Consider the following 23,068-nt stretch of genomic DNA (forward strand, 5'->3'; position numbering starts at 1 on the left):
GGCGCCGGGCGTGGCCGCCGCCGCGGTGCCACCGGCGGCCGCGGTGAGCATCACGGCAGCGGCCCCGGAGGCGGTGGTGGCGATGAAGTGCCGTCTGTCGACTGGTTCGTTCATGACTCTCCTCACGGAGGTTCGAAATTACGAACAATGTCCGACATCGTGCGCACGTGAAGCTACCGGCGCCTCCGGGGATGTCAACAGCCCTGCGCCGACCGAAGGTTCAGCCGCGCTGCCACTGCTGGTTGGCGCCGCCCGTGCAACTCCACTGGATGACGGCGGCCTTGTCCGCCGTGGAGGAGTCGGCCACGTCCAGGCACTTGCCGCTGGAACGGGCGGCGAGCCGGACGTAGCCGCTGCCCGCGTCCGTGACCTGCCACTGCTGGTTCGCGCCCGTGCCGCAGGCCGACTGGACGACCGCCGCGCCGTCGGCGGTGGAGCCGCCGGTCACGGTGAGGCACTGGGAACTGTGGCGTGCGATCAGCTGGACGTACCCGTCGCCCGTGCTCCTGGACCAGAACAGCTGGTTGCCGCCACCGTTGCAGGTGTACTGCACGGCCGCGGTGCCGTCGGTCTGCGCGGCGGAGAGGATGTCGGCGCACTTGCCGCTGTGCCGGGCCTTCAGCGGGGTGTACGGGCCGCCGGAGCCGTTCACGGTGCCCGCCGCGGTGTCGATGGTGAGCTGCGGATACCAGTCCATGGTCATGGTGGTCGGGGTGGGGAAGTTCAGCGGCAGCCACACATAGCGCGAGTCGTTGACCTTGCCGCCGAAGGAGTTGCCCCAGCGGTCGCCCAGGTACAGGTACGAGGTCGCCCGGGTGCCCTGCACCGGCAGGACGTACGCGGTCTGCGAGCCGTAGGCGGTGGCGTCGCCCACGTTGCGCATCGCGCTCCAGGGACCGGCCAGGCTGGTGGCGGTGGCGTACTGCTGCTGGTTGGGGTTCCAGCCGGTGGCGCCGGAGGTCAGCATGAAGTACACGTTGCCGCGCTTGAAGAGGGCCGGTGCCTCGCGGTGGCCGCCGGGCCAGGGGTTGGCCACCAGGCTCGCCACCGCGGTGTAGTCGTCGGTCAGCCGGTAGATGTGCAGGTCGTAGTTCTCCCGGGCGGCCGAGATCATGTAGCCGGTGCCGTCGCCGTCCTTGAACAGGGTGATGTCGCGCGACATGTGCTGGTCCAGCGGGCGGAAGCTGCCCCGCCAGGTGTAGTCGCCGTCGACGGTGGCGGACGTGGCGACGGCGGCGCGCGCCTCGCTGTAGTCGCTGCCGTTCTCCTTGTGCATCCACATCACGAACTGCTGAGTACGCTCGTTGTAAATGACCTTGGGCCGCTCGATGTTGGCGGTGGCCAGCTCGGGATCCGTGGCCTCGGTGAGGACGTGGCGGCGGAACTCCCAGCTCTTGAGATCTGTCGAGCGGTAGGCGGACACATAGCGGAAGGTGTTGTCCGTGTTGCGGTTCTCGCCGAACCAGTAGTAGTAGGCGCCGACCTTGAGGACTCCGCCGCCGTGCGCGTGCACCGCATCTCCCGATGTGGTGGTGAACTGCGTGGCGTTGACGATCGTGGCGGGGGCCGCCTGGGCCGTACCGGCGCCCGCCAGCGGGGCCAGGAGCCCGAGGACGGCGGCCACGACGAGGACCCACAGACGCCCGCGCATCACACGCTCTCCTTCAGGACGGTGAAGTGGCGGGCGAATCCGGAGAGCCCCGGCACCTGCCGGATGGGGGTCCAGGTCCGGAAACCGTCGAGGCTGTCGCTGTAGTAGTACTTCTTCTCGGCGTAGCCGTCGAAGTAGATCCGCCAGCCGCCGTTGTCCAGGGGCACCAGGGCCGGGCCCTCGCGCCAGCTGCCCCAGCCCGCCCAGTCGCCGGTGCCGCGGAAGGTATAGGGGCCGCCGAGGCTGGTGGCGGTCGCGTACTCGATGTACTTCGTCGTCTCCTGCTTGGTGAAGGCGTGGTACTGCCCGCCGTGGCGGACCACGAAGGTGTCGATGTAGTTCGCCTTGTCCAGGCCGGTGAGCGGCTTCGGCGTGGTCCAGGACGAGAGCGAGGCGTTGGTGGCGGTGAGCAGGTGCGGCCGGAAGATGTAATCAGGTGTGGCGGTGGTGTCGAGCGACACGATGATGTTGACGCTGCCGCCTGCGTCGACGAAGAACTCGGGCGCCCAGGTGCGCTCGACCCCGGCGAGCGGCAGCGTGTGGTTGCGGACGAAGGTCCAGTTGACCCGGTCCCGGCTGCGCGCGAAACCGATCGTGTTCCCGGTCCAGTTGGTGGTGTAGACGATGTAGTAGTAGCCGTCGGTGTGCTTGATGATGCTGGGGTCGCGGATCAGCTCCGAGGGCGGGGTGAACGCCGGTCCCTTGAGCAGCGTGTAGGTGAGCGCGTCCGGCGACTCGTACACGTACATGTTGGATTCGCTGCTGTTGGTAAAGGCGGTCATGGTGTAGCGGGTGGCGGCCGTGGTGTCCGGAGCGGGCCCGTCGGCCACGGGGATGCCGAAGTCCGGGGTGCCGTCGGCCTTCCAGCCGAGGGTCTGGACGCGGGTGTGCCGGTTGGGGTCGTTGAGCGGGTCGCCGGTGATGTCCTTGTACTGGCGGGCGTGGTACACGAGGACATCGGTGCGGCCGTCCTCGGCGACGGTGAAGGAGTTGTGGCCCGGGCCGTACTGCTTGGTGGTGTCGTTGCTGGTGAAGACCGGCTGGGGGCTCTTCTTCCAGGAGGCGGCGGCCAGCGGGTCGCTGTCCGCGGAGGCGGTGAGCAGCCCCATGCAGTAGTTGGCGTCGGTGGCGCTGGCGGAGTAGGTGAGGAACAGTTTGCCGTTCTTCTGGAGGACGGACGGACCCTCGTTGACCTTGTAGCCGCGGGTCTCCCAGTCGTAGGTCGGACGGGAGATCTCCACCTGCGGCCCGGTGATGGTCCAGGGGTTGGCCATCTTGGCGATGTAGATGCTGGAGTTGTTGCCGACGTCCGGGTTGCTCTGGGCCCAGAGGAGATAGCGGGTGCCGCGGTGGACGAAGGTGGTGGCGTCCAGCGAGAACGAGTCGATGGGGGTGGCGATGCGGCCCTTCTCGGTCCAGGTCCCGGTGAAGGGGTTGGCGCTCGCGTTCTCCAGCACCCACATCCGGATCTTCCAGACGTCGTTCGCGGGCGCGGACGCGAAGTAGACGTACCACTTGCCGTCGATGAAGTGGATTTCCGGCGCCCAGATATGGGCGCCCATGTCGCCGCTGGTGTGCTTCTTCCAGATCACCGACTCGGACGCGGTGGCGAGGCCGCTGAGGGTTCTGGAGCGGCGCAGGATGATGCGGTCGTACTCCGGGGCGGTGGCGGTGAAGTAGTAGTAGCCGTCAGTGTGCTTGAAGATGTGCGGATCGGCGCGGTTGCGGACCAGCGGGTTGACGTACCGGGCGGCCCTGGCGGCCGTCTCCCGCGCGGAGGGGGTGACGGCCTCGGCCAGGCCGGGGGTTCCTGCCACCGCTCCCAGGGCCAGGGCACCCATCAGGACCCGTCTGCGGCTGGGCTGTCCGTCGCTGCGGCTCATCGTCGCTCTCCTGCTCTGGGCATGTGGGGGCTCCTGCGCTCTCCGTTGACCAACCTGCTCGTTGATCGAATTTGTTCGGAGATTAAGGGTTCTGATGACTTCCGACAGCCCCTGAGGCAGGTGCGAAAGTTTCGAAAACCGTGGAGCCCCCGGGAACATGCCCCCTGGGATGCGACGCGGACGAACGGCTCAGACGAACGTCTGGCGCTGGAGCCAGAGGTCCCTGGCGATCCCGTTGCCCTGGAGGAACACGTACAGCAGGTTCTCCTCGTTGGCGATGGGGACGCTGATACCGGCGGAACCGATGACGCCGCCGAGGGACTGGAAGCTGGTGTAGGTGTTGCCGTTCTCCGTGGTCTGGACGGCGACCCACAACGCGTTGTCCGTCGCCTTGATGAATACGTTGACCCGGCCGTCCTGGCCCAGGCCGCAGGTCGGCCGCCACACGATCTGGGCGCCCAGGCTCACGGGGGCATTGAACGAGTTGTAGTCGTCGGTCTGCCCGACGCGCCGGACGGAGCCGTCGACGCCCCGGAAGAAGATCTGCACCCTGCCTGCCGCGTCCAGGCACACCGAGGGGCGGCTGGTCACGTTGGGGGCGTTCAGCGAGAAGGGCTCCCAGGTGGCGGAGTTCGTGGTCGTTTGCTGGATGGTGTGGAGGGTCTCGCCGCTGCCCTTGACCGCCACCACGATCCGCCCTCCCCCGTCGAGGATGGGCGAGGGCGTGGCGAAGATGTCGCCGCCCAGCGACGTCGCGGCGGTGTACGTCTCGTACTGAAGATCCTGGTTGGACAGGTACCACAGGGCGTCGTCGGTGCCGGGGAAGAACACGTAGATGCGGCCGTCGGCGCCGAGCGCCGCGGCCGGATCGTCCCCGATGCCGGTGGCCAGGATCTGGGGCGATCCGTACCCGGAGTTGATGGAGGTCTGGGTGATGACCTCCAGGTTGTTCCCCGGAGTGCGGTAGAAGACCCGCACCTTTCCGTCCTTCCCGCGGATCGGGGCGGGGATGCCGTCGACGGACACGCCCGGGTACTGCTGCCAGGGCCCCCATCCCCCGCTGCGGGTCTCGAGTCTGCTCCAGAGGACGTTCGACCCGCCCCGGATGAAGACTTGGATCCGGTCGTCGGCCTGCGCCACCGGCGCGGGCTCGGAGTGGATGCCGCCTTCCAGGTTGATCCAGGTGCCCCACACGGTTCCGGGCGTGGTGGAAACGGACATGGGTCCTCCCTCACCTCGTGGCTGCCACGAGTCTGTGCGGATGTCCCGTCAGTTCCCGCGCCAATCACAACGAATACCTGAAGAAGGCCGAATGAAAGGATATGACTGATAAATATAAATGAGTGCGGTATAGAGTTTGAATGTGATCTCTGATTGGTCTTCATTGGCCTTGCTTGCCTTCGGTTGACCTTCTCCGAGGGGGAAGCTCCAGCATCGTGGTGGCCGGGCGAGGCGCCCGGCGCGAGGAGGGCGAGCATGGGACTGCTGACGATCGGCGCGTTCGCGAGGGCATCGAGGCTGTCTCCGAAGGCGCTGCGCCTGTACGACGAACTCGGGCTGCTGCCGCCCGCCCGCGTCGAACCGCACTCCGGCTACCGCCTCTACGACCCGGCGCAGCTGGAGCGGGCCCGGCTGGTGGCCTGGCTGCGCCGGCTGGGGATGCCGCTGACCCGGATCCGTACCGTGTGCGAGCTGGACCCGGGCGCGGCGGCCCGGGAGGTCCGCGCGTACTGGGCGCAGGTCGAGGCCGATACGGCGGCCCGGCGCGACCTGGCCGCCTTCCTCGTCGACCAGCTGTCACAGCTGTCACAGCTGTCCGGAAAGGACGTCGCCATGTCTTCTGCCCACGACACCCTGGGAGTTCGCTACGCCATGCTCTCCGACCGGGGCTCGGTCCGCGAGAGCAACGAGGACTCCGGGTACGCCGGTCCGCGTCTGCTCGCCGTGGCCGACGGCTTCGGCGGCAGCCGCCATGCGAGCGAGGCGGCCATCGAGGCGCTCAAGCCGCTGGAGGCCGAGGTCCCGGGGGCCGAGCTGCTGAGCGCCCTGGAGGACGCGGCGCACCGGGCGCACGCCTCGGTGTGCGAGCTGGCCGCGTCCGACGCCGCGCTGCGCGGCGTCGGGACGACGCTGACCGCGCTGGTGTGGTCGGGGTCCCGGCTGGGGCTGGTGCACATCGGCGATTCGCGGGCGTATCTGCTGCGCGACGGCGAGCTGTTCCAGATCACCCACGACCACACCGTGGTGCGGTCGCTGCTCGACGAGGGGCGCATCACCGCGGCGGAGGCCGCGTCCCATCCCCAAAGGGCGCTGCTGCTGCGGGCCGTGGGCGGCGGTGCGGCGTTCGAGCCCGATCTGGCGCTGCGGGACGCCCTGGCCGGTGACCGGTATCTGCTGTGCTCGGACGGGCTCAGCGGTGTGGTGACCGCGGAGGAGATCCGGCGCGTGCTGGGCTCGGTGGCCGACCCCGGGGAGGCGGCGCTCGAACTCATCGCCCTCGCCAACCGCGCGGGTGGGCCCGACAACGTCACGTGCGGCGTGGCCCATGTGGTGGACGGGGCGGAGCTGCCCGCCGCCTGACGTCCCGTCGCCTCCTCACACGAACCACGGTCGCCCCTCCTGACTCCGGCGCCGAAGTGCAGTGGAATGGCCCACAGGGCGCGTGCGGCTCGCCAGGCCGTGGAAGGCATGGCCGCCACGGAACGTACCGGGTAAGGGGTAGGCAGATGTCCGTAGGACCGATCCGGCTCTCGCAGGATGCGCACACCGCTCTCCGGCCGCCCGTCATGGCCCGGATCACCGGGGGGTTCTGGGCCGCGAAGCGGCGCGTCAACGCCGAGGTCAGCGTTCCGCAGGGGCCGGGGAGGCTGGAGGAGGCGGGCAACCTGGCCAATCTGCGGGCCGCCGCGGGGAAGGCGGAGGAGGGGTTCACGGGGGACTTCCCGTTCCAGGACTCCGATGTGCACAAGTGGCTGGAGGCCGCGTCCTGGCAGCTCGCCGAGGAGCCCGGCGGACCGGCCGCCGAGAACCTGGCCGGGCACGTGGCGCGGCTGGCGGCCCTGGTGTCGGACGCTCAGGACGCGGACGGCTATGTGCAGACGTACTACCAGACCCGACCAGGCGCCCGGCGGTGGACGGAGCTGCACTGGGGACACGAGCTGTACTGCGCGGGCCACCTCCTCCAGGCCGCCGTCGCGCACCGGCGGGCCACCGGTGAGCACGGACTGCTCGATGTGGCGGTGCGGTTCGCCGATCACATCGACGCGGTCTTCGGCCCGGGCAAGGACGTGGACGCGGTGTGCGGGCATCCGGAGATCGAGACGGCGCTGGTCGAGCTGTACCGGGAGACCGGCGAGCGGCGCTATCTCGATCTGGCCGGGTACTTCGTGGACCGGCGCGGTCAGGGCACGCTCGGCGACGGCGGGACGGACGGCGGCCCGCGCCCCGGGGCGCCCTACTGGCAGGACCACGTCCGGGTGCGGGACGCGAGGGCGGTCGCCGGGCATGCGGTGCGCCAGCTGTATCTGCTGGCCGGGGCCGCGGACCTGGCGGCCGAGACCGGCGACCGGGAGCTGCGGGACGCACTGGTGCGGCTGTGGGAGGACATGGTCGCCACCAGGACCTACCTCACGGGCGGCGTGGGCTCGCGGCACGATCTGGAGTCCTTCGGCGATGCCTACGAACTCCCGCCGGACCGGGCGTACGCGGAGACCTGCGCGGCCATCGCCTCCATCCAGTTCAGCTGGCGGATGGCGCTGCTCACGGGGGACGCCCGCTACAGCGACCTGATCGAACGGACCCTGTTCAACGGCTTCGCGTCCGGCGTCTCCCTGGACGGCGAGCGCTGGCTGTACGTGAATCCGCTCCAGGTCCGCGACGGCCGTACGGAGGGCCGTACGGAGTCCCACGGCGACCAGGAGGCGCGGCGGACGCCTTGGTTCCGCTGCGCCTGCTGCCCGCCCAACGTGATGCGGCTGCTGGCCTCGCTGCCGCACTACATGGCGAGCGGTGACGCCGGGGGCCTTCAGCTGCACCAGTACGCGTCGGGGGTGTACGCGGCGGGCGGCGGAAGCGTGCGGGTGGGCACCGGCTACCCGTGGGAAGGCCGGATCGCGGTGGTCGTGGACGAAGCTCCCGCGGAGGCGGACTGGACGCTGTCGCTGCGCATTCCGCACTGGGCCGACCGGTACGAGGCGACGGTCGGCGGCGAGGCGGTGACGGAGCGCGCGGAGCGGGGCTGGCTGCGGCTGCGGCGCCGCTGGCGGCCGGGCGAGACCGTGGTCCTGACCCTGCCGCTGACGCCCCGGCTGACCCGCCCCGATCCACGGGTGGACGCGGTGCGCGGCTGCACCGCCATCGAGCACGGACCGCTGGTGTACTGCCTGGAGCAGCCGGATCAGCCCGCCGGGCTGCGGCTGGACGGCATCACGCTCGACACGGGCACCGAGCTGGTCGCCGAGCACCGGCCGCGGCTGCTGGGCGGAGTGACCGTGATCATGGCCCGGGCGCTGCGCCGGGCGGCCCCGGACGGCGGCTGGTGGCCGTACCCGGGCGCCGGGGGCGACATCGGCGGCGTGGGCGACCCGGTGCGCGTCACCGCGATCCCCTATTACGCCTGGGCGAACCGGGAGGCCGGACCGATGCGCGTCTGGATCCCCTCCTGAGCCGCGTGAGCCCGCCTTGGGCCCGCCTTGGGCCCGCCGTGAGCCCGCCGTGAGCCCGCCGTGAGCCCGCCGTGAGCCCGCCGTGAGCCCGCCTTGGGCCCGCCGGAACTCGGCGGGCGTCCCGCGCGTTTCTCGCTCCAGGAACACGCTTTCGTGCCCGAGCGGCACACGGCGGACGGGAGGTGCCCCTTGAGCACCGGATCCACAGACCCCGGGGACGACGCGGACGACTGGGACGACGTCGTTCTCGACGAGGACTTCGTCCGGGGTGCCGAGGTCACCGAGCCCGCCGCGCGCACGCGCATGCTGACCGCGCGCTGGCGGCGGCGCGGCGCGCCCGAGCCCCAGCCCTGGCGGGCGGACGAGCCGCCGGCCGGCTGGTTCTGGAGCAAGCGCCGCAGGCGGCGACGGCGGCGCTAGGGGGTCTTCCCGCGGGGTCCTCCGCGGAGAGGGGCCCGCGGCCGTTATGCGCTCGCAACGCACACGACGGGGTCACGGCGGCACGGAGAGTGGCAGGATGCGGGCCGACGCACTGATCACGTGTCCCGTGGGGTCGTTCACCGACCACGTCCCGGAGGTGCCGTGTCCGCTCGCTCCGCGCTGCCCGCCATAGCCACTGCCGCCGCTGCCGCCCTGCTCATCGGCTGTACCAGCACCGAACCGTCGGCCTCCGGCGGCCCGGACATCAGCCTGGTGAAGTCCGGCAAGCTGACCACCTGCACCCATCTGCCCTATCCGCCCTTCCAGTCCCGGCAGGGCAAGAAGATCGTCGGCTTCGACGTGGATCTGGTCGATCTCGTCGCCTCGGAGCTGAAGGTGAAGCAGGAGATCGTGGACACGCCCTTCGAGGGCATCCAGTCCGGTGAGGATCTCAACACCAGCACCTGCGACGTCGCCGCGGCCGGGATGACGATCACGGCCGTCCGCGAGAAGAACCTGGACTTCTCCCGCCCCTACTTCGAAGCCACCCAGGCGCTGCTCACCCGGAAGGGCAAGCCGTACCGGACCCTCGCCGACCTCAAGGGCAAGCGGCTGGCGGTCCAGCAGGGGACCACCGGGGAGACGTACGCGCAGAAGCGGGCTGTGGGCGCCACGCTGGTCCAGTTCGAGGACCTCGGGCTGCTGGTCTCCGCGGTCAAGACCGGACAGGTCGCGGCGGGCATCAACGACAACGGGGTGCTGTACGACTTCGTCAAGGACAACCCGGACACCGATGTGACGGCCGAGTTCAGCACCGGGGAGAAGTACGGCATCGCCGTACGCACCGGCAACGACGCCTTGCGCAAGAAGATCAACCAGGTGCTGGCCGACGCGAAGAAGGACGGCCGCTACGACAGGATCTACCGGAAGTGGTTCGGCACCGCGCCCAGGAGCTGAGGAGTCCACACCGTTATGGCAATGACCCGTCGGCAGCGGGCGCGGGCGATACGGACGGTGCAGTACGCCGTGCTGGCCGCCGTGTTGCTCATCGTCATCCTGGCCGCGGACTGGGGTGAACTGCGCCGCGCGTTCTTCGACGCGGGCGTCGCCCGGTCCCTGTTACCCGACATCATCACCACCGCCCTGCTCAACACCGTCGTCTACACCCTGCTCGGCTTCGGGTTCGGGCTCGTGGCCGGGCTCGTGCTCGCGCTGATGCGGCTCTCCCAGGTGCCGCCGTACCGCTGGCTGTCGGTGGCGTACATCGAGTTCTTCCGCGGTGTTCCGGCGCTGCTGGTGTTCATCGCGCTCGGCTTCGGGGTGCCGCTCGCCTTCCAGGTGGCGCTGGACCGCTATATCACGGTCATGCTGGCGCTCGGCCTGGTCGGGGCCGCGTACATGGCGGAGACGATCCGCGCCGGCATCCGGGCCGTGCCCAAGGGGCAGATGGAGGCGGCGCGTTCGCTCGGCATGTCCCACGGCCGGGCGATGGTCTCGATCATCATCCCGCAGGCGTTCCGGATCGTGCTGCCGCCGCTGACCAACGAACTGATCCTGCTGACCAAGGACTCGTCCCTGGTGTATCTGCTGGGGCTCTCCCTGGACCAGTACGAGCTGTCCAAGTTCGGCCGGGACGCGCTCAATCAGCACCGCAGCCTCACCCCGATCCTGGTCGCCGGGCTGTGCTACCTGCTCATCACCGTTCCGCTGGGCCAACTGGTCCGGTGGCTGGAGGCCCGTACGGCGAAGGCGAGGTGATCGGAGGTGATCCGGATCCGGGGGCTGCACAAGTCCTTCGGCGGGCTGGAGGTGCTGAAGGGCATCGACCTCGCGGTGGAGCGGGGTCAGGTGGTCTGTGTCATCGGGCCGTCCGGCTCCGGCAAGTCGACCCTGCTGCGCTGTGTGAACCTGCTGGAGGAGCCGACGTCGGGCTCGGTGACCGTGGGCGGGGCCGAGGTCACCGACCCGGACGTGGACATCGACCGGGTGCGGCGGCGGATCGGCATGGTGTTCCAGGCGTTCAACCTCTTCCCGCATCTGACGGCGCTGGAGAACCTGACCATCGCGCAGCGGCGGGTGCTGCGCCGCGACAAGGCCGAGGCGGTACGGATCGGGCGGGACACCCTGCGCCGGGTGGGCCTGACGGACAAGGAGACCGCCTATCCGGCGCAGCTGTCGGGCGGGCAGCAGCAGCGGGTCGCGATCGCGCGTGCGCTGGCGATGGATCCGGACCTGATGCTGTTCGACGAGCCGACCTCGGCCCTCGACCCCGAGCTGGTCGGGGATGTGCTCGCCGTCATGCGCGCGCTGGCCGACGAGGGGATGACGATGCTGGTCGTCACGCATGAGATGAGCTTCGCACGGGAGGTCGCCGACCGGGTGGTCTTCATGGACGACGGGGTGATCGTGGAGGAGGGCGGCCCGGAGCAGGTGGTGGCCGCACCGCGGCATCCGCGGACCCGGGCGTTCCTCACCCGGGTGCTGGACCCGGCCGCGGCCCGGGTGAGTGAGGCTGACGGGGAGCGGCCCGCGGGACGCCCGTAACGGCCGCTGAGCGCACCGCGGCTTTCAAGAGGGCTGTAGCCGGGACGACGACTACAGCCCTCACCTGCGCGAATGTCCCCTCTGGCGGACCGCTGAGGACTTCGTGGTCCACCAGCCTGGTGCGGGCGGTCCTTCCCGATCGGGCGCCCTCGCGCGGTCGCCGACTCGTCAGCTCGGCTGGTCTCCGATGTAGCGGTAGATGGCGCCGGCGGATGTGACGTGCCACACCGTGCCGTCGGCGGCAACGCCGATGTCCACCGCACTGCCCGGGATACCGATCCAGGGGTTGGCGTCGTGACCCGTGTAACGGTAGATCTGGTCTGAGGAGTTCACACCCCACACGTGAGTCCTGGAGCCGACCGAGATCCGGCTCAGGCCACCGGAGACGTTGACCCAGTTGGTTGAACCCTGGTCTCCGGTGTAACGGTAGATGGCACCGGCGGAGTTGACGGACCATACGGTGCCGTCGGCGGCAACGCCGATGTCGACCGCGCTCCCCGGGATACCGATCCAGGGGTTCGCGTCGTGACCCGTGTAACGGTAGATCTGCCCCGAGGAGTTCACACCCCACACGTGAGTCCTGGAGCCGACAGAAATCCGGCTCAGGCCACCGGAAACGTTGACCCAGTTGGTTGAACCCTGGTCTCCGGTGTAACGGTAGATGCCGCCGGCGGAGTTGACGTGCCACACCGTGCCGTCAGCGGCAACGCCGATGTCCACCGCGCTCCCCGGGATACCGATCCAGGGGTTCGCGTCGTGACCCGTGTAACGGTAGATCTGCCCCGAGGAGTTCACACCCCACACGTGAGTCCTGGAGCCGACAGAAATCCGGCTCAGGCCACCGGAAACGTTGACCCAGTTGGTTGAACCCTGGTCTCCGGTGTAACGGTAGATGCCGCCGGCGGAGTTGACGTGCCACACCGTGCCGTCAGCGGCAACGCCGATGTCCACCGCGCTCCCCGGGATACCGATCCAGGGGTTCGCGTCGTAGCCCGTGTAACGGTAGATCTGCCCCGAGGAGTTCACACCCCACACGTGAGTCCTGGAGCCGACAGAAATCGTCGTGAGTCCCCCAGAGATGTTCTTCCAGTCAGCCATGCGTATGCCCCTTCGCTTCGGACGCTGTCCTCAGGTACTTGGCAAGCGGCAGGAACACCCAAACAGTCTCATATTTGGATTGGATGCTTTAATTATCCAAAAACCGATGTTTGCTTTGGTTGACCCTTGAAAATAAGGGGATCAACCGTATAACGGAGCTTCCTTTGAGGCCGGAAAGGCCATAACCCACACGAAGGGCCAACGATGTTTCAGGTTGACGCCCCCCCATGAACGAGCGCCGGACTGGGGGCATCAAGGAGTACGCCGGACAAGGATCGGCCAACAGTGTCCAAGCCTGTGTGGTGTTCGATGTCGGTGAGTGCCCCTTCGACGAGACGCCCGAGTACCGACCGGTGACCCAGCTACTTCGCTGAACCTGAGCGGAAGCTGAGGGATTTGGCACCTCGGTGACATCGCTGCCGCGGCGGTTTGTCAGTCCGTGCGCATCCGGGGAGGGGCGGCAACTTTCCGGGGCGCGGGGGCCACTGGAGGCTGCGGGCGGCGCCCCCGTACGGCCACTCCCCGGCGGTGCGCCGCCCGCTCCCGTTCCCCACACGGAAGAGAGCCGCCATGCCCGAACGAAGACTTCGCGGATTACGCGCCCTCGTGACCGCCGCCGCGGCCGGGGCGCTGTCCCTCATCGGATTCACCGCACCCGCCGACGCCGCCGGGACGGGCGCGTCGGACACCTGGAACCCGCCGAGCAACCTCGTCCAGCCGCTGAACGAGGTCTGGAGGCACGTCGAGTCCACCTATCCCGACCTGTACGGCTTCAAGAACTACGGCTGGGATCAGGTGATGGCCAACAAGGGCAGCCTGAACTACTGCGTCCGCTGGGAATCCGACCAGCCGGTCACGACGCAGATGCGCGACCAGATCCACACGGCGCTCAAGCGCCAGTCGAAGAAGTGGATCGACCAGGTCGCGGGCTTCGAGAACTTCCCGTACAACGAGGTCCCGGTCAAGATCGTCGGCTGGGCGGTCAAGAACCGCTCCACGCTCCAGTGGAGCGACAACTCGGTCGACATCTACACCGGAATCCTGGACGGCGGCGGCGCTCCGCAGTGCGCCCCGGACTGCAGCCGCTTCTTCCACCAGGACGGCAACTACTCCAAGTGCCCCGGTGGCGCGGCGCGTCACTACGACCAGTCGCTGTGGCTGACCAAGGGCTTCGGCGGCGGTGCCGGGGGCGACTGGGGGCAGCGCATCGGCAGTGAGTACATGCTGGGCGCGGTCAACCAGGACAACATCCACATCCTGCTGCACGAGATCGGGCACACCTACGGTCTGGACGACTTCTACGACTGGTCCCCGACCGGGGTGGGCGGCTTCCTGATGAAGGCGGGATCCGCCGACCGCATCACCGAATTCGACAAGTGGATGTACCGGGACTTCTGGCGCCATCTGAAGAACCGCTACGGCCTGTGACGTCACGGACCGAAGGGGGCCGCCTCAACTCCCGGGTCTTCCCGTCGGAGTTGGGGCGGCCTTACTGTAGTAACCGGTTTCTGCCCGGTCGGTGTCGCGCTTGGGCGGGTTCGGGAAGGGGTATCTCGATGGCGCGTTCCCCGGGATCGACGGGTCCGACGCTGGCGGTCATCGCCCGCGAGGCAGGGGTTTCGGTGCCGACCGCTTCGAAGGTGGTCAACGGCCGCGAGGACGTGGCGCCCGACACCCGCCGCCGGGTCAGCGAGGTCCTGGACCGCCTGGGGTACGTCCGCAAACCGCGCCCGGAGACGCCCCGGCCGCCCGCCCTGGTCGACCTGGTGGTGCAGTCCCTGGACGGCGCGTGGTCGGGCGCGGTGCTGCACGGCGTGGAGGCGGCGGCGCACGACGCGGGCCTCGAGGTGGTGGTGTCGGCCGGGCTGCCGCGCCTCCGCGACGGGCGGCCCGAGCGGGGCTGGCTGGACAAGCTGTGCGCCCGGGGCAGTTCCGGGGTGCTGTTCCATCTCGCGGAGCTGACCCCCACGCAGTACGCCTGGCTCGATGAGCACCGGGTCCCGTTCGTGCTGATCGATCCCGGGCCGGTGCCGCCGCCGGGGGTACCGTCCGTCGGCGCCGCCGACTGGCAGGGCGGCGTGAGCGCGACCGAGCATCTGCTCGGGCTCGGGCACCGGCGGATCGCGGTGATCGGCGGGTACCGGAGGAAGGTGTGCAGCGGGGCGCGGGTGGCCGGGTTCCGCTCGGCGATGGCCGCGGCCGGGCTGCCGGTGCCGCCCGCGTACGTGCGCTACGGCGACTTCCGGGAGGCCGGGGCGTACCAGCGGATGACGGAGCTGCTGGAGCTGCCCGAGCCGCCGACGGCGGTGTTCGTGTGCTCCGACCCGATGGCGCTCGGCGCGTACCGGGCGCTGCGGGAGCGGGGGTTGCGGGTGCCGGAGGACGTCAGCGTGGTGGGCTTCGACGATCTGCCGCAGGCCCGCTGGACCACCCCGGCGCTCACCACGGTCCGTCAGCCGCTGTCCGAGATGGCGGCGACGGCGCTGCGCACCCTGCTGCGGCTGAGGGCGGGGGAGGTTCCGGAGGGGATGCGGACCGAGCTGTCCACCCGGCTGATCGTGCGCTCCAGCACCGCTCCCCCGGTCCGTATTTCCTCTTGACCGAGAAGTCGAACGCTGATCGGATATCCGAACGATCCACAGTCCGCACCTCACTCCTACCACGTAGCCCCTGGCCGTCGCCGTACCGATTTTCCGGAGGCCTTCGCCCCGTGTTCGTCGATCTGCCCCTGGACCAGCTGCGCACGTACCGGCCCCCGCTGCCCGAGCCGGACGGCTTCGACGCGTTCTGGGAGCGCACCCTCGCCGAGGCCCGCAGCGCGGACCTGAACGCGGTCTTCACCGAGACCGACACGGGCCTGACCCGGCTGCACACCTACGACGTCGAGTTCTCCGGGTTCGGCGGGCACCGGATACGCGGCTGGCTGCTGGCGCCGCGCGAGGCCGCGGGCCCGCTGCCGTGCGTGGTGCAGTACATCGGCTACAACGGCGGCCGGGGCCTGCCGCACAACTGGCTGCTGTGGCCGTCGGCGGGCTACGCGGTCTTCGTCATGGACAACCGGGGCCAGGGCTGGGCCCAGCACTCCCCCGGCGCCACCCCCGATCCGGCCGGCGGCACCGGTCCCGAGGCGCCGGGCAAGATGACCCAGGGGATCCTCTCCCCGGACGACTACTACTACCGGCGGCTGTACACCGACGCCGTGCGCGCGGTGGAGGCCGCCCGCGCGCATCCGCTGGTCGACTCGGGCCGGATCGTCGTCAGCGGCGGCAGCCAGGGCGGCGGCATGGCCCTGGCGGCGGCCGGGCTGGTGCCGGACCTGACCGCGGCGCTGGTGGACGTGCCGTTCATGACACACATCCGGCGGGCCGTCGAGATCACCGACGCCGATCCCTACGGCGAACTGGCCCGCTTCTGCGCGGGTCAGCGCGATCTCACCGAGCAGGTCTTCGCGACCCTCGACCACTTCGACGGCCTCAACTTCGCGGCCCGGGCCACCGCGCCCGCGCTCTTCTCGACCGCCCTGCGCGACGAGATCGCCCCGACCTCGTGCGGCTTCGCCGCGTACCACCACTACGCGGGCGAGAAGGAGCTGAAGGTGTGGTCCTTCAACGGCCACGAGGGCGGCGGCACCCACCAGCAGGGTGAGCAGATCGCCTACCTGCGGAAGCTGCTGGGCTGAACCGGCGCGGTGAGCGGCGTTCGGCGGCCGCTCACCGCGGGGAAGACAGGGGCTGTCCGTACCGGCGGAGTCGTACCGAAGGAGTCGCCCATGCCCGCGCAGCCCCTGGACGGAATCACCGTCGTCGCCCTCGAACAGGCCGTCGCCGCCCCGTACGCCACCCGCCAGCTCGCCGACCTCGGCGCGCGGGTCATCAAGGTGGAGCGGCCGGGGCGGGGCGACTTCGCCCGGGAGTACGACCGTGAGGTCAAGGGCATGTCGGCGTACTTCGTCTGGGTCAACCGCGGCAAGGAGAGCGTCGTCCTCGACGTGAAGGACGCCGCGGACCGGGCCCTGCTCGACGCGCTCCTGTCCCGCGCCGATGTGTTCGTGCACAACCTGGCGCCCGGCGCGGTGGACCGGCTCGGGCTCTCGGCGGACGCGCTGCGGGCCGGGCATCCGCGCCTGATCAACTGCGCGATCACCGGCTATGGGGACCGCGGGCCGTACCGGGACAAGAAGGCGTACGACCTGCTCGTCCAGTGCGAGGCGGGGCTGCTGTCGATCACCGGGAGCCCCGAGGAGCCTGCCCGCCCCGGCATCTCGATCGCCGACATCGCGGGCGGGATGTACGCGTACACCGGCATCCTCACCGCGCTGTACGAGCGGGAGCGCACCGGTGCGGGGACGGACCTGAGCGTCAGCCTCCTCGACGCGCTGGGCGAGTGGATGGGCCATCCGTACTTCGCGCAGGCCTACGGCGGAGGCGGGGTGGTGCGCAGCGGGGCCCGCCATCCGTCGATCTCCCCGTACGGCGCCTATCGCTGCGGCGACGGCGCCCAGGTGTTTCTGAGCGTGCAGAACGACCGCGAGTGGATCACCCTGTGCGAACGCGTCGTGGGCCGCCCGGAGCTGATCCGCGATCCGCGCTTCGCCGACAATCCGCTGCGCCGCACCCATGACGAGGAGCTGACGGCCGAGCTGGAGCGGTCCTTCGCGGACCACACGGCCGACGGCCTGGTGGCCCTGCTGGACGGGGCGGGCATCGCCAATGCCCGGCTGCGGGATGTCGCGGGGCTGGCCGAGCATCCGCAGCTCGCCGCCCGGGAGCGCTGGGGCGAGTTCGGCTCGCCCGTCGGGCCGCTGCGCGGCCTGCTGCCGCCGGTCGAGGTGGCGGGGCGTCAGGCGGCGCTGCGGCCGGTGCCCGCGCTGGGCGAGCACACGGATGCGGTGCGCGCCGAGTTCTCCTGACGCCCCACGATCGCGGCCGGGGCTTACGCGGCGGGGACGACGGGCGACAGCTGGGCGTCGCGCCGCACCAGGGCGGCGTAACGGCCGTCCAGGGCGAGCAGTTCCTCATGGGTGCCCTGCTCGGCGATCCGGCCGCCGTCGAGGACGACGATCCGGTCGGCGTCGCGCACGGTGGAGAGCCGGTGGGCGATGGTGATCGTGGTGCGGCCTGCCGTGAGGCCGTCGATGGCCTTCTGCACGGCCTGCTCGGTGCGGGTGTCGAGGGCGCTGGTGGCCTCGTCGAGGATGAGGACGGGCGGGTCGCGCAGAATCGTCCTGGCTATCGCCAGCCGCTGCTTCTCACCGCCGGAGAAGCGGTACCCCCGCTCCCCCACCAGGGTGTCGTAGCCCTCGGGGAGGGCGTCGATGTGATCGTGGATCTGGGCGGCCTCGGCCGCCGCGACGATCTCCGCGTCAGTCGCGTCGGGCTTGGCGAAGCGCAGGTTGTCGGCGATCGAGGCGTGGAAGAGATAGGTCTCCTGGGAGACGACGCCGACCGCGCGGGCGAGGCTGTCGAAGTCCAGGTCCCGCACGTCGACCCCGTCGATCAGCACCCGGCCGCCGGTCACGTCGTACAGCCGGGGCACCAGATAGCTGAGGGTCGTCTTGCCGGAGCCGGTCGACCCGACGACGGCCAGGCTGCCGCCCGCCGGGATGGTCAGGTCGATGTCGCGCAGGGTCCCCTGCGGCGGGGCCGGGTCCTCGGCGGCGTCGTAGTCGAAGTCGACGCCGTCGAAGCGGACTTCCCCGCGCACCGTCTCCAGCCGCACCGGCCGGGCGGGCTCGGTGATGTCGATCGGCAGGTCGAGGTACTCGAAGATGCGGGCGAAGAGGGCGAGGGAAGTCTGCATGTCCACCCCGGTGGACAGCAGGCTGACGGTGGGCCGGAACAGCCCCTGCTGCAACGAGACGAAGGCGACCAGGGTGCCGATCGAGACGGCCGGACCCCCGGCCTGGAGGGCGATTCCGGCGGCCCAGTAGATGACGGCGGGCATGGCGGCCATCACGACGCCGATGGTGGACATCCGCCAGCGGCCCGCCATGCTGGCCCGCACCTCGAGGCCGACCAGGCGCTCGGACTCCCGGGTGAACTCCTGGGTGAGCGAGTCGGAGCGGCCCATGGTGCGGCCGAGCAGGATGCCGCTCACCGACAGGGACTCGGTGACCATCGCGGACATCGCCGCCATCTGCTTCTGGCGCTGCGAGGTGATCTTCTTGCGCTCGTTGCCGACCCGGCGGCTGATCCAGACGAACAGCGGCAGCAGGAGCAGCGAGACGACGGTCAGCCGCCAGTCGAGCGCGAGCATGGCGACGACCGTGGCCACGACGCTGGTGAGGTTGGAGACCAGCGAGGTCGCGGTGGAGGTGACGGTGGCCTGCATGCCGCCGATGTCATTGGCGATCCGCGACTGCACCTCGCCGGTGCGGGTGCGGGTGAAGAACGCGAGCGGCATGCGCTGGAGCCGGTCGTAGACGGCGGCGCGCAGGTCGTGCATGACGCGCTGGCCGACGGTGGTGGAGATGAGGGTCTGGAGGACGCCGAAGACGCTGTTGACGACGGCGGCTGCGATCATGCCGAGGGCGAGCAGGGTCAGCAGCCCGGTGCGCCGCCCGGGGATGGCGTCGTCGAGGATCTCGCGGAGCAGGAACGGCGAGGCGACCGAGACCAGCGCGGAGGCGGCGACCAGCAGGCCGACCAGGGCGAGGCGGCCACGGTAGGGACGGAAGAGCCGGAGGATGCGCCGCACTTGCGCGGGCCGCTCCGGATCGGGGGTGGCTGGGGTCCACGGCGGTGTGTCGTGATGCATGGGCTCCTTCTGATGGCAGACGGCACGGACTTTCCGAGCATAGCTCACTGTTACCTATACTCACAATGAACGGGGTCCGATAGACTGCGATCATGTCCACCCCCGAGACATCCGGCCGCCTCGCGGAGCAGCTGCTGCGCCTGACCCGCCGACTTCAGCGCGCCCAGAAGCGCCACATGGAGCCGCTGGGCATCACCCCGGCCCAGGCCCGGCTGCTGCGCACCGTGGCCCACCACGACGGGCCGCCGCGGATGGCGGACCTCGCAGAGCGCCTGGAGGTGGTCCCGCGCGCGGTGACCTCGCTGGTGGACGCGCTGGAGGCGCACGGCTCGGTACGCCGTGCGCCGGATCAGTCCAACCGCCGGGTGGTGCGGATCGAGCTGACCGACACCGGCCGGTCGACGCTGCGCGCCCTGCGCGACGCGCGCCGAGCAGCCGCCGAGGACGTCCTGGCACCGCTGAACGATCAGCAGCGCGACGCCCTGGGCGATCTGCTCGACGACCTCTCCGGGCCCCCCGGCAACCGCTGCTGACGCGGGGGGAGCGGGGCTTGCGAGCGGTCAGCCGCGCGGGGCCGGAGCGGTGGCGGACTCGGCCGGGACCACGGGGTCCGACGCCGGGGCGGCGGCCTCGTCACCGAGAGGGGCCACGGCCTCCTCACCGGCGAGGACCCGCTTGGCCCGTTCGGTGTCCAGCGCGCCCTCCCACCGCGCGACGGCGAAGACCGCCACACAGTTGCCGAGCAGGTTGGTGGCCACCCGCATCGAGTCCATGATCCGGTCCACCCCGAGCAGCAGCGCGACCGCGGCGGCCGGGATCACCCCGAGGGCCGAGGCCGTCGCCGACAGGGCGAGGAAGGCCGATCCGGGCACGCCCGCCATGCCCTTGCTGGTGAGCATCAGCACGAGCACGACGGTGATCTGCTGGCCGAGGCTCAGGTCCACGCCGACCGCCTGGGCGATGAACAGCGTGCCGATGGACAGGTAGATCGACGCGCCGTCCAGGTTGAAGGAGTAGCCGGTGGGCAGCACCAGCCCGACCGCGTCCTCGCGACACCCGGCCGCGCGCAGCTTCTGCATCATGCGCGGCAGCACGCTCTCGCTGGAGGCGGTGCCGAGCGCGAGCAGCATCTCCTCGCGGGTGTACCGGACGAACTTCCACAGGCTCAGCCCGGTAACCAGCTTGAGGGCCACGGCGAGCAGGACGAGGAAGAGCAGCGCGACGCCGTAGCACAGCGCGATCAGCTTGCCGTACGTCGACAGGGCGCCCAGTCCGTACTGCCCGACCAGATGAGCCATGGCGCCGAAGACCGCGAGCGGCGCGAGCCTCATGAGGAAGCCGACGACGGCGAAGACGACCTGCTGCGCCTGGTCGACGGCCGACAGGAACGCGGGCACCTTGGTCTTGCCGAGGTGCAGCACGGCCGCACCCACCAGGCAGGCCAGCACCAGGACCTGGAGCAGGGAGTTCTCGGCGAAGGCGCCGACCGCGCTGTCCGGCAGCGCGTCCAGCACGAACTGGGACGCCGACGGCAGATGGCCGCCCGCGGTCTGGTCGTCCACGGCCGAGCCGTCCAGGGAAGCGGGGTCGACGTGCATACCGGTGCCGGGCCCGACCAGATTGGCGGCGAGCAGACCGATGATCAGCGCCGCCGTGGTGGCCACCTCGAACCAGATCAGCGCCTTCAGCCCGATCCGCCCGAACGCCTTCAGGTCCCCGGCCTTCGCGATCCCCGCCACGACCACGCAGAAGACGAGCGGTGCGATGACCGCCTTGATCAGGCGCACGAAGCCGTCGCCGAGCGGCTGGACGGCCGTGCCGACGTCCGGCCACAGCTTCCCGACCGCGATTCCGAGGACGAGCGCGCAGGCGACCTGCGTGAACAGCGAGGTGCGCAGCATGCGGCCTGCGCGCCGGACGAGGGATGGTGAGGGGTGCGGCACGAGAGACTCCTCGGCAGAACTTCTGAGATGCGGAAAACTAATTCCGCGCCACTATTGCCGAGCACACGTTTCCGCCGATGAGTTCCGTGTAACAGCCGCGAAAACCCTGGTGTCGTTGTGTTACGTCTGTGCCTCGCCGGAGGTCGGGCGGCGCCTCGCCGGGGCTCAGGCGGCCAGGTGTGCCTTGTCCCCCATCACCACCACCGGGTGCCGCTCGGGATCGAGGTTCCGCAGCAGATACTTCATGCCGGACTTGGGCAGACTCACGCAGGCCGACGTGCCACTGCCGTGGTCCATGTGCAACCAGATGCTCCCGCCCTTGCGCTGCCCCTCGGGCCGGGTCGGGTCGAGGGGTGAGGTGCCCTTGACGCGGTTGTAGTCGATGGCGATGACGTAGTTGAAGTCCGTCCAGTGCGACTTGGGCCAGGAGTGGGGAGCGGCGAAGGCGGCCGTTTCGGAGTACGGCATCCGGGCGCCGGGGTCCGGGAGCACTCCGCCCGCGTCGCTGAGCGTGTAGACACCGACCGGACTGCGCTTGTCGCCCTCGTGATGACGCGTCGTCCAGCCGCGCTTGCCGTTGTGACCGGCCCAACTACGGGTGCGCTTCCAGTCCTTGCCTTCCTTGGTGTACAGCACCACGGTCGCGTCGGCGGAGTTCACTCCTTTGCCGTAGACCGCGACAACCTGCCGTGAATGTCCGGGGATTTTGGCCTGGAGGGCGTTCCCCACCTCCGGGATGCGCGTGGGGTCCGACGCCGGGGCCTTGCTGCGCATCGCGTGTTTCCCCTGGCCACCGCCCTTGTCGCCACCGCCGTTCCCGCCTCCGCCGCAGGCGGTGAGAAGGGCGAGGGCAGCGGCGGTCACGACCGCCGTACGCATGGACATCGTCCCGGAAATTCGCATGTGCCCCATCGTCCCACTCCGGCGCGGGCCCGGCGCGCACGGGATTGGCGCGTTCCGTCCCACTGCGGGAAAACCAGTTGAAATTCGCACCCGTGAAGGGCCAACCTTTCACGTCTCTTTGCCTTCCCGGCCGCCGCCACTCACCCAGGAACGTCATGCGCATTCGCGATCTTCCGTACTCCGATCCCGGTCTACCCGACGTACGGTCAGGTACCCGGTTCCTCGTCTGGCTGGGCCGGAACCAGCTGGGCGGGCAGATCAAGGCCGCCCTGTGGGGTCTGCTGCACATGGGTGCCCTGGTGTGCTTCCCCCTCGCGATCGGCATCGGCGTACAGGCGGTCGTCGACCGCTCCGGTGCGCGGCTCGCCCTGGCCGGGGCGCTCATGGTGGGGCTCACCGTGCTCATCGCGCTCGGCGACGCCATGCTGCACCGGGCGGCGGTCACCAACTGGATCACGGCGGCTGCCCGGGTGCAGCAACTGCTGGCCCGTAAGACGGTCGAGCTGGGTTCGGCGCTGACCCGGCGGGTGGCCGCGGGCGAGGTCGTCGCCGTGTCCACGGGCGACGTCGAGAAGATCGGCTGGTTCGTGGAGGCGCTGTCCCGCTTCACCGCGGCCGCGATCACGATCGTCGGGCTGTGCGTGGGGCTGGTGATCTACCAGCCCGCGCTCGGCGCGGTGGTGGCGCTCGGCGTACCCGCGCTGGCGCTGGCGGTGCTGCCCCTGCTGCCGCGGGCGGCGCGGCGGGCCGATGAGCAGCGGGAGAAGGCGGGCCGGGCGACCGAGCTGGCGTCGGACACCGTGGCCGGGCTGCGCGTGCTGCGCGGTATCGGCGGCGAGGACCTGTTCCTGAGCCGCTACCGGCGGGCCTCCCAGGAGGTGCGGACCGCGGCGGTGCGCAGCGCGCGCATGTGGTCGCTGATCGCGGCGGTGCAGGTCGTGCTGCCGGGGATGCTGCTGATCGCGGTCGTCTGGTACGGGGCGGTGCTGGCCGGGAACGGGCGGATCACGGTGGGCGAACTGGTCACCGTGTACAGCGCGGTGACGTTTCTGCTGTTTCCTCTGCGGCACTTCGAGGAGATCGCGATGGCCTACTCCTTCTCCCGGCCGTCGGCGCGGCGCGCGGCCCGGGTGCTGGCGCTGCGGCGCCCCTCGGCCGCGATCGAGGACGCGCGGGCGGCCGGGCCGGGCTCCGGCACCGGCGCTG

Annotated in this window: 19 protein-coding genes; 12 read left to right on the forward strand and 7 right to left on the reverse strand. The window is 70.3% G+C overall.

The features are described from left to right. Positions 1 to 220: 220 nt before the first annotated feature. The 3 genes from EEJ42_RS09620 to EEJ42_RS09630 all read right to left on the reverse strand — a co-directional run bounded on the left by EEJ42_RS09620 (position 221) and on the right by EEJ42_RS09630 (position 4,755). The gene (locus tag EEJ42_RS09620; protein WP_123099545.1) at positions 221 to 1,651 is read right to left on the reverse strand and encodes an RICIN domain-containing protein; all 1,431 of its coding nucleotides are present in this window, start codon (positions 1,649 to 1,651) and stop codon (positions 221 to 223) included. Continuing rightward, positions 1,651 to 3,534, reverse strand: a complete 1,884-nt coding sequence (locus EEJ42_RS09625; protein ID WP_123099546.1) for a family 43 glycosylhydrolase — start codon at positions 3,532 to 3,534, stop codon at positions 1,651 to 1,653. The genes EEJ42_RS09620 and EEJ42_RS09625 overlap by 1 nt, the downstream gene beginning before the upstream one ends. 189 nt (positions 3,535 to 3,723) lie before the next feature. Then, the gene (locus tag EEJ42_RS09630) at positions 3,724 to 4,755 is read right to left on the reverse strand and encodes a PLL family lectin (protein ID WP_123099547.1); all 1,032 of its coding nucleotides are present in this window, start codon (positions 4,753 to 4,755) and stop codon (positions 3,724 to 3,726) included. Between the two features lie 255 nt (positions 4,756 to 5,010). Between EEJ42_RS09630 and EEJ42_RS09635 the strand changes: the two genes are divergently transcribed. The 6 genes from EEJ42_RS09635 to EEJ42_RS09660 all read left to right on the forward strand — a co-directional run bounded on the left by EEJ42_RS09635 (position 5,011) and on the right by EEJ42_RS09660 (position 11,162). Then, positions 5,011 to 6,114 (forward strand): MerR family transcriptional regulator, encoded by a 1,104-nt coding sequence (locus tag EEJ42_RS09635; protein WP_123099548.1) that lies wholly within the window; start codon positions 5,011 to 5,013, stop codon positions 6,112 to 6,114. Positions 6,115 to 6,260: 146 nt separating this feature from the next. Next, positions 6,261 to 8,198: a glycoside hydrolase family 127 protein gene (locus tag EEJ42_RS09640; protein ID WP_123099549.1), complete on the forward strand. Its 1,938-nt coding sequence runs from the start codon at positions 6,261 to 6,263 to the stop codon at positions 8,196 to 8,198. Between the two features lie 189 nt (positions 8,199 to 8,387). Next, positions 8,388 to 8,618: an SGM_3592 family protein gene (locus tag EEJ42_RS09645; RefSeq protein ID WP_123099550.1), complete on the forward strand. Its 231-nt coding sequence runs from the start codon at positions 8,388 to 8,390 to the stop codon at positions 8,616 to 8,618. 162 nt (positions 8,619 to 8,780) lie between these two features. Continuing rightward, complete coding sequence (locus EEJ42_RS09650; RefSeq protein ID WP_123099551.1) at positions 8,781 to 9,575, forward strand: ABC transporter substrate-binding protein; 795 nt, start codon at positions 8,781 to 8,783, stop codon at positions 9,573 to 9,575. A 15-nt stretch (positions 9,576 to 9,590) separates the two neighbouring features. Next, positions 9,591 to 10,376: an amino acid ABC transporter permease gene (locus EEJ42_RS09655; RefSeq protein ID WP_123099552.1), complete on the forward strand. Its 786-nt coding sequence runs from the start codon at positions 9,591 to 9,593 to the stop codon at positions 10,374 to 10,376. Between the two features lie 6 nt (positions 10,377 to 10,382). Further along, the gene (locus EEJ42_RS09660; protein WP_123099553.1) at positions 10,383 to 11,162 is read left to right on the forward strand and encodes an amino acid ABC transporter ATP-binding protein; all 780 of its coding nucleotides are present in this window, start codon (positions 10,383 to 10,385) and stop codon (positions 11,160 to 11,162) included. 168 nt (positions 11,163 to 11,330) lie between these two features. Here EEJ42_RS09660 and EEJ42_RS09665 read toward each other — a convergent pair whose 3' ends face one another. Beyond that, positions 11,331 to 12,260, reverse strand: a complete 930-nt coding sequence (locus EEJ42_RS09665) for a tectonin domain-containing protein (RefSeq protein WP_221179346.1) — start codon at positions 12,258 to 12,260, stop codon at positions 11,331 to 11,333. Between the two features lie 570 nt (positions 12,261 to 12,830). Here EEJ42_RS09665 and EEJ42_RS09670 point away from each other — a divergent pair. The 4 genes from EEJ42_RS09670 to EEJ42_RS09685 all read left to right on the forward strand — a co-directional run bounded on the left by EEJ42_RS09670 (position 12,831) and on the right by EEJ42_RS09685 (position 17,169). After that, positions 12,831 to 13,688 carry a hypothetical protein gene (locus tag EEJ42_RS09670; RefSeq protein ID WP_123099554.1) on the forward strand — a complete coding sequence of 286 codons (858 nt, stop codon included), beginning with the start codon at positions 12,831 to 12,833 and terminating at the stop codon, positions 13,686 to 13,688. A 128-nt stretch (positions 13,689 to 13,816) separates the two neighbouring features. Next, entirely contained in the window at positions 13,817 to 14,860 is a 1,044-nt protein-coding gene (locus EEJ42_RS09675) for a LacI family DNA-binding transcriptional regulator (RefSeq protein ID WP_123099555.1), read from the forward strand. Between the two features lie 110 nt (positions 14,861 to 14,970). Beyond that, the gene (locus EEJ42_RS09680; protein WP_123099556.1) at positions 14,971 to 15,939 is read left to right on the forward strand and encodes an acetylxylan esterase; all 969 of its coding nucleotides are present in this window, start codon (positions 14,971 to 14,973) and stop codon (positions 15,937 to 15,939) included. A 90-nt stretch (positions 15,940 to 16,029) separates the two neighbouring features. After that, positions 16,030 to 17,169 (forward strand): CaiB/BaiF CoA transferase family protein, encoded by a 1,140-nt coding sequence (locus tag EEJ42_RS09685; RefSeq protein WP_123099557.1) that lies wholly within the window; start codon positions 16,030 to 16,032, stop codon positions 17,167 to 17,169. 23 nt (positions 17,170 to 17,192) lie between these two features. On the opposite strand, the gene EEJ42_RS09690 is transcribed toward EEJ42_RS09685, so the two are convergent. Continuing rightward, on the reverse strand, positions 17,193 to 19,016 hold the full coding sequence (locus tag EEJ42_RS09690) for an ABC transporter ATP-binding protein (protein ID WP_123099558.1): 1,824 nt from the start codon (positions 19,014 to 19,016) through the stop codon (positions 17,193 to 17,195). A 92-nt stretch (positions 19,017 to 19,108) separates the two neighbouring features. On the opposite strand from EEJ42_RS09690, the gene EEJ42_RS09695 reads away from it, so the two are divergent. Beyond that, entirely contained in the window at positions 19,109 to 19,549 is a 441-nt protein-coding gene (locus tag EEJ42_RS09695; protein WP_123099559.1) for a MarR family winged helix-turn-helix transcriptional regulator, read from the forward strand. A 27-nt stretch (positions 19,550 to 19,576) separates the two neighbouring features. Here EEJ42_RS09695 and EEJ42_RS09700 read toward each other — a convergent pair whose 3' ends face one another. Beyond that, entirely contained in the window at positions 19,577 to 20,959 is a 1,383-nt protein-coding gene (locus EEJ42_RS09700) for a cation:dicarboxylate symporter family transporter (protein WP_123099560.1), read from the reverse strand. 165 nt (positions 20,960 to 21,124) lie between these two features. Then, positions 21,125 to 21,871 (reverse strand): hypothetical protein, encoded by a 747-nt coding sequence (locus EEJ42_RS09705; RefSeq protein ID WP_425472868.1) that lies wholly within the window; start codon positions 21,869 to 21,871, stop codon positions 21,125 to 21,127. A gap of 146 nt (positions 21,872 to 22,017) precedes the next feature. Here EEJ42_RS09705 and EEJ42_RS09710 point away from each other — a divergent pair. Further along, the coding region (locus EEJ42_RS09710; protein ID WP_148081911.1) for an ABC transporter transmembrane domain-containing protein at positions 22,018 to 23,068 on the forward strand (1,051 nt) is incomplete at its 3' end.

The organism is Streptomyces botrytidirepellens (assembly GCF_003721215.1).
GTDB lineage: Bacteria > Actinomycetota > Actinomycetes > Streptomycetales > Streptomycetaceae > Streptomyces > Streptomyces himastatinicus.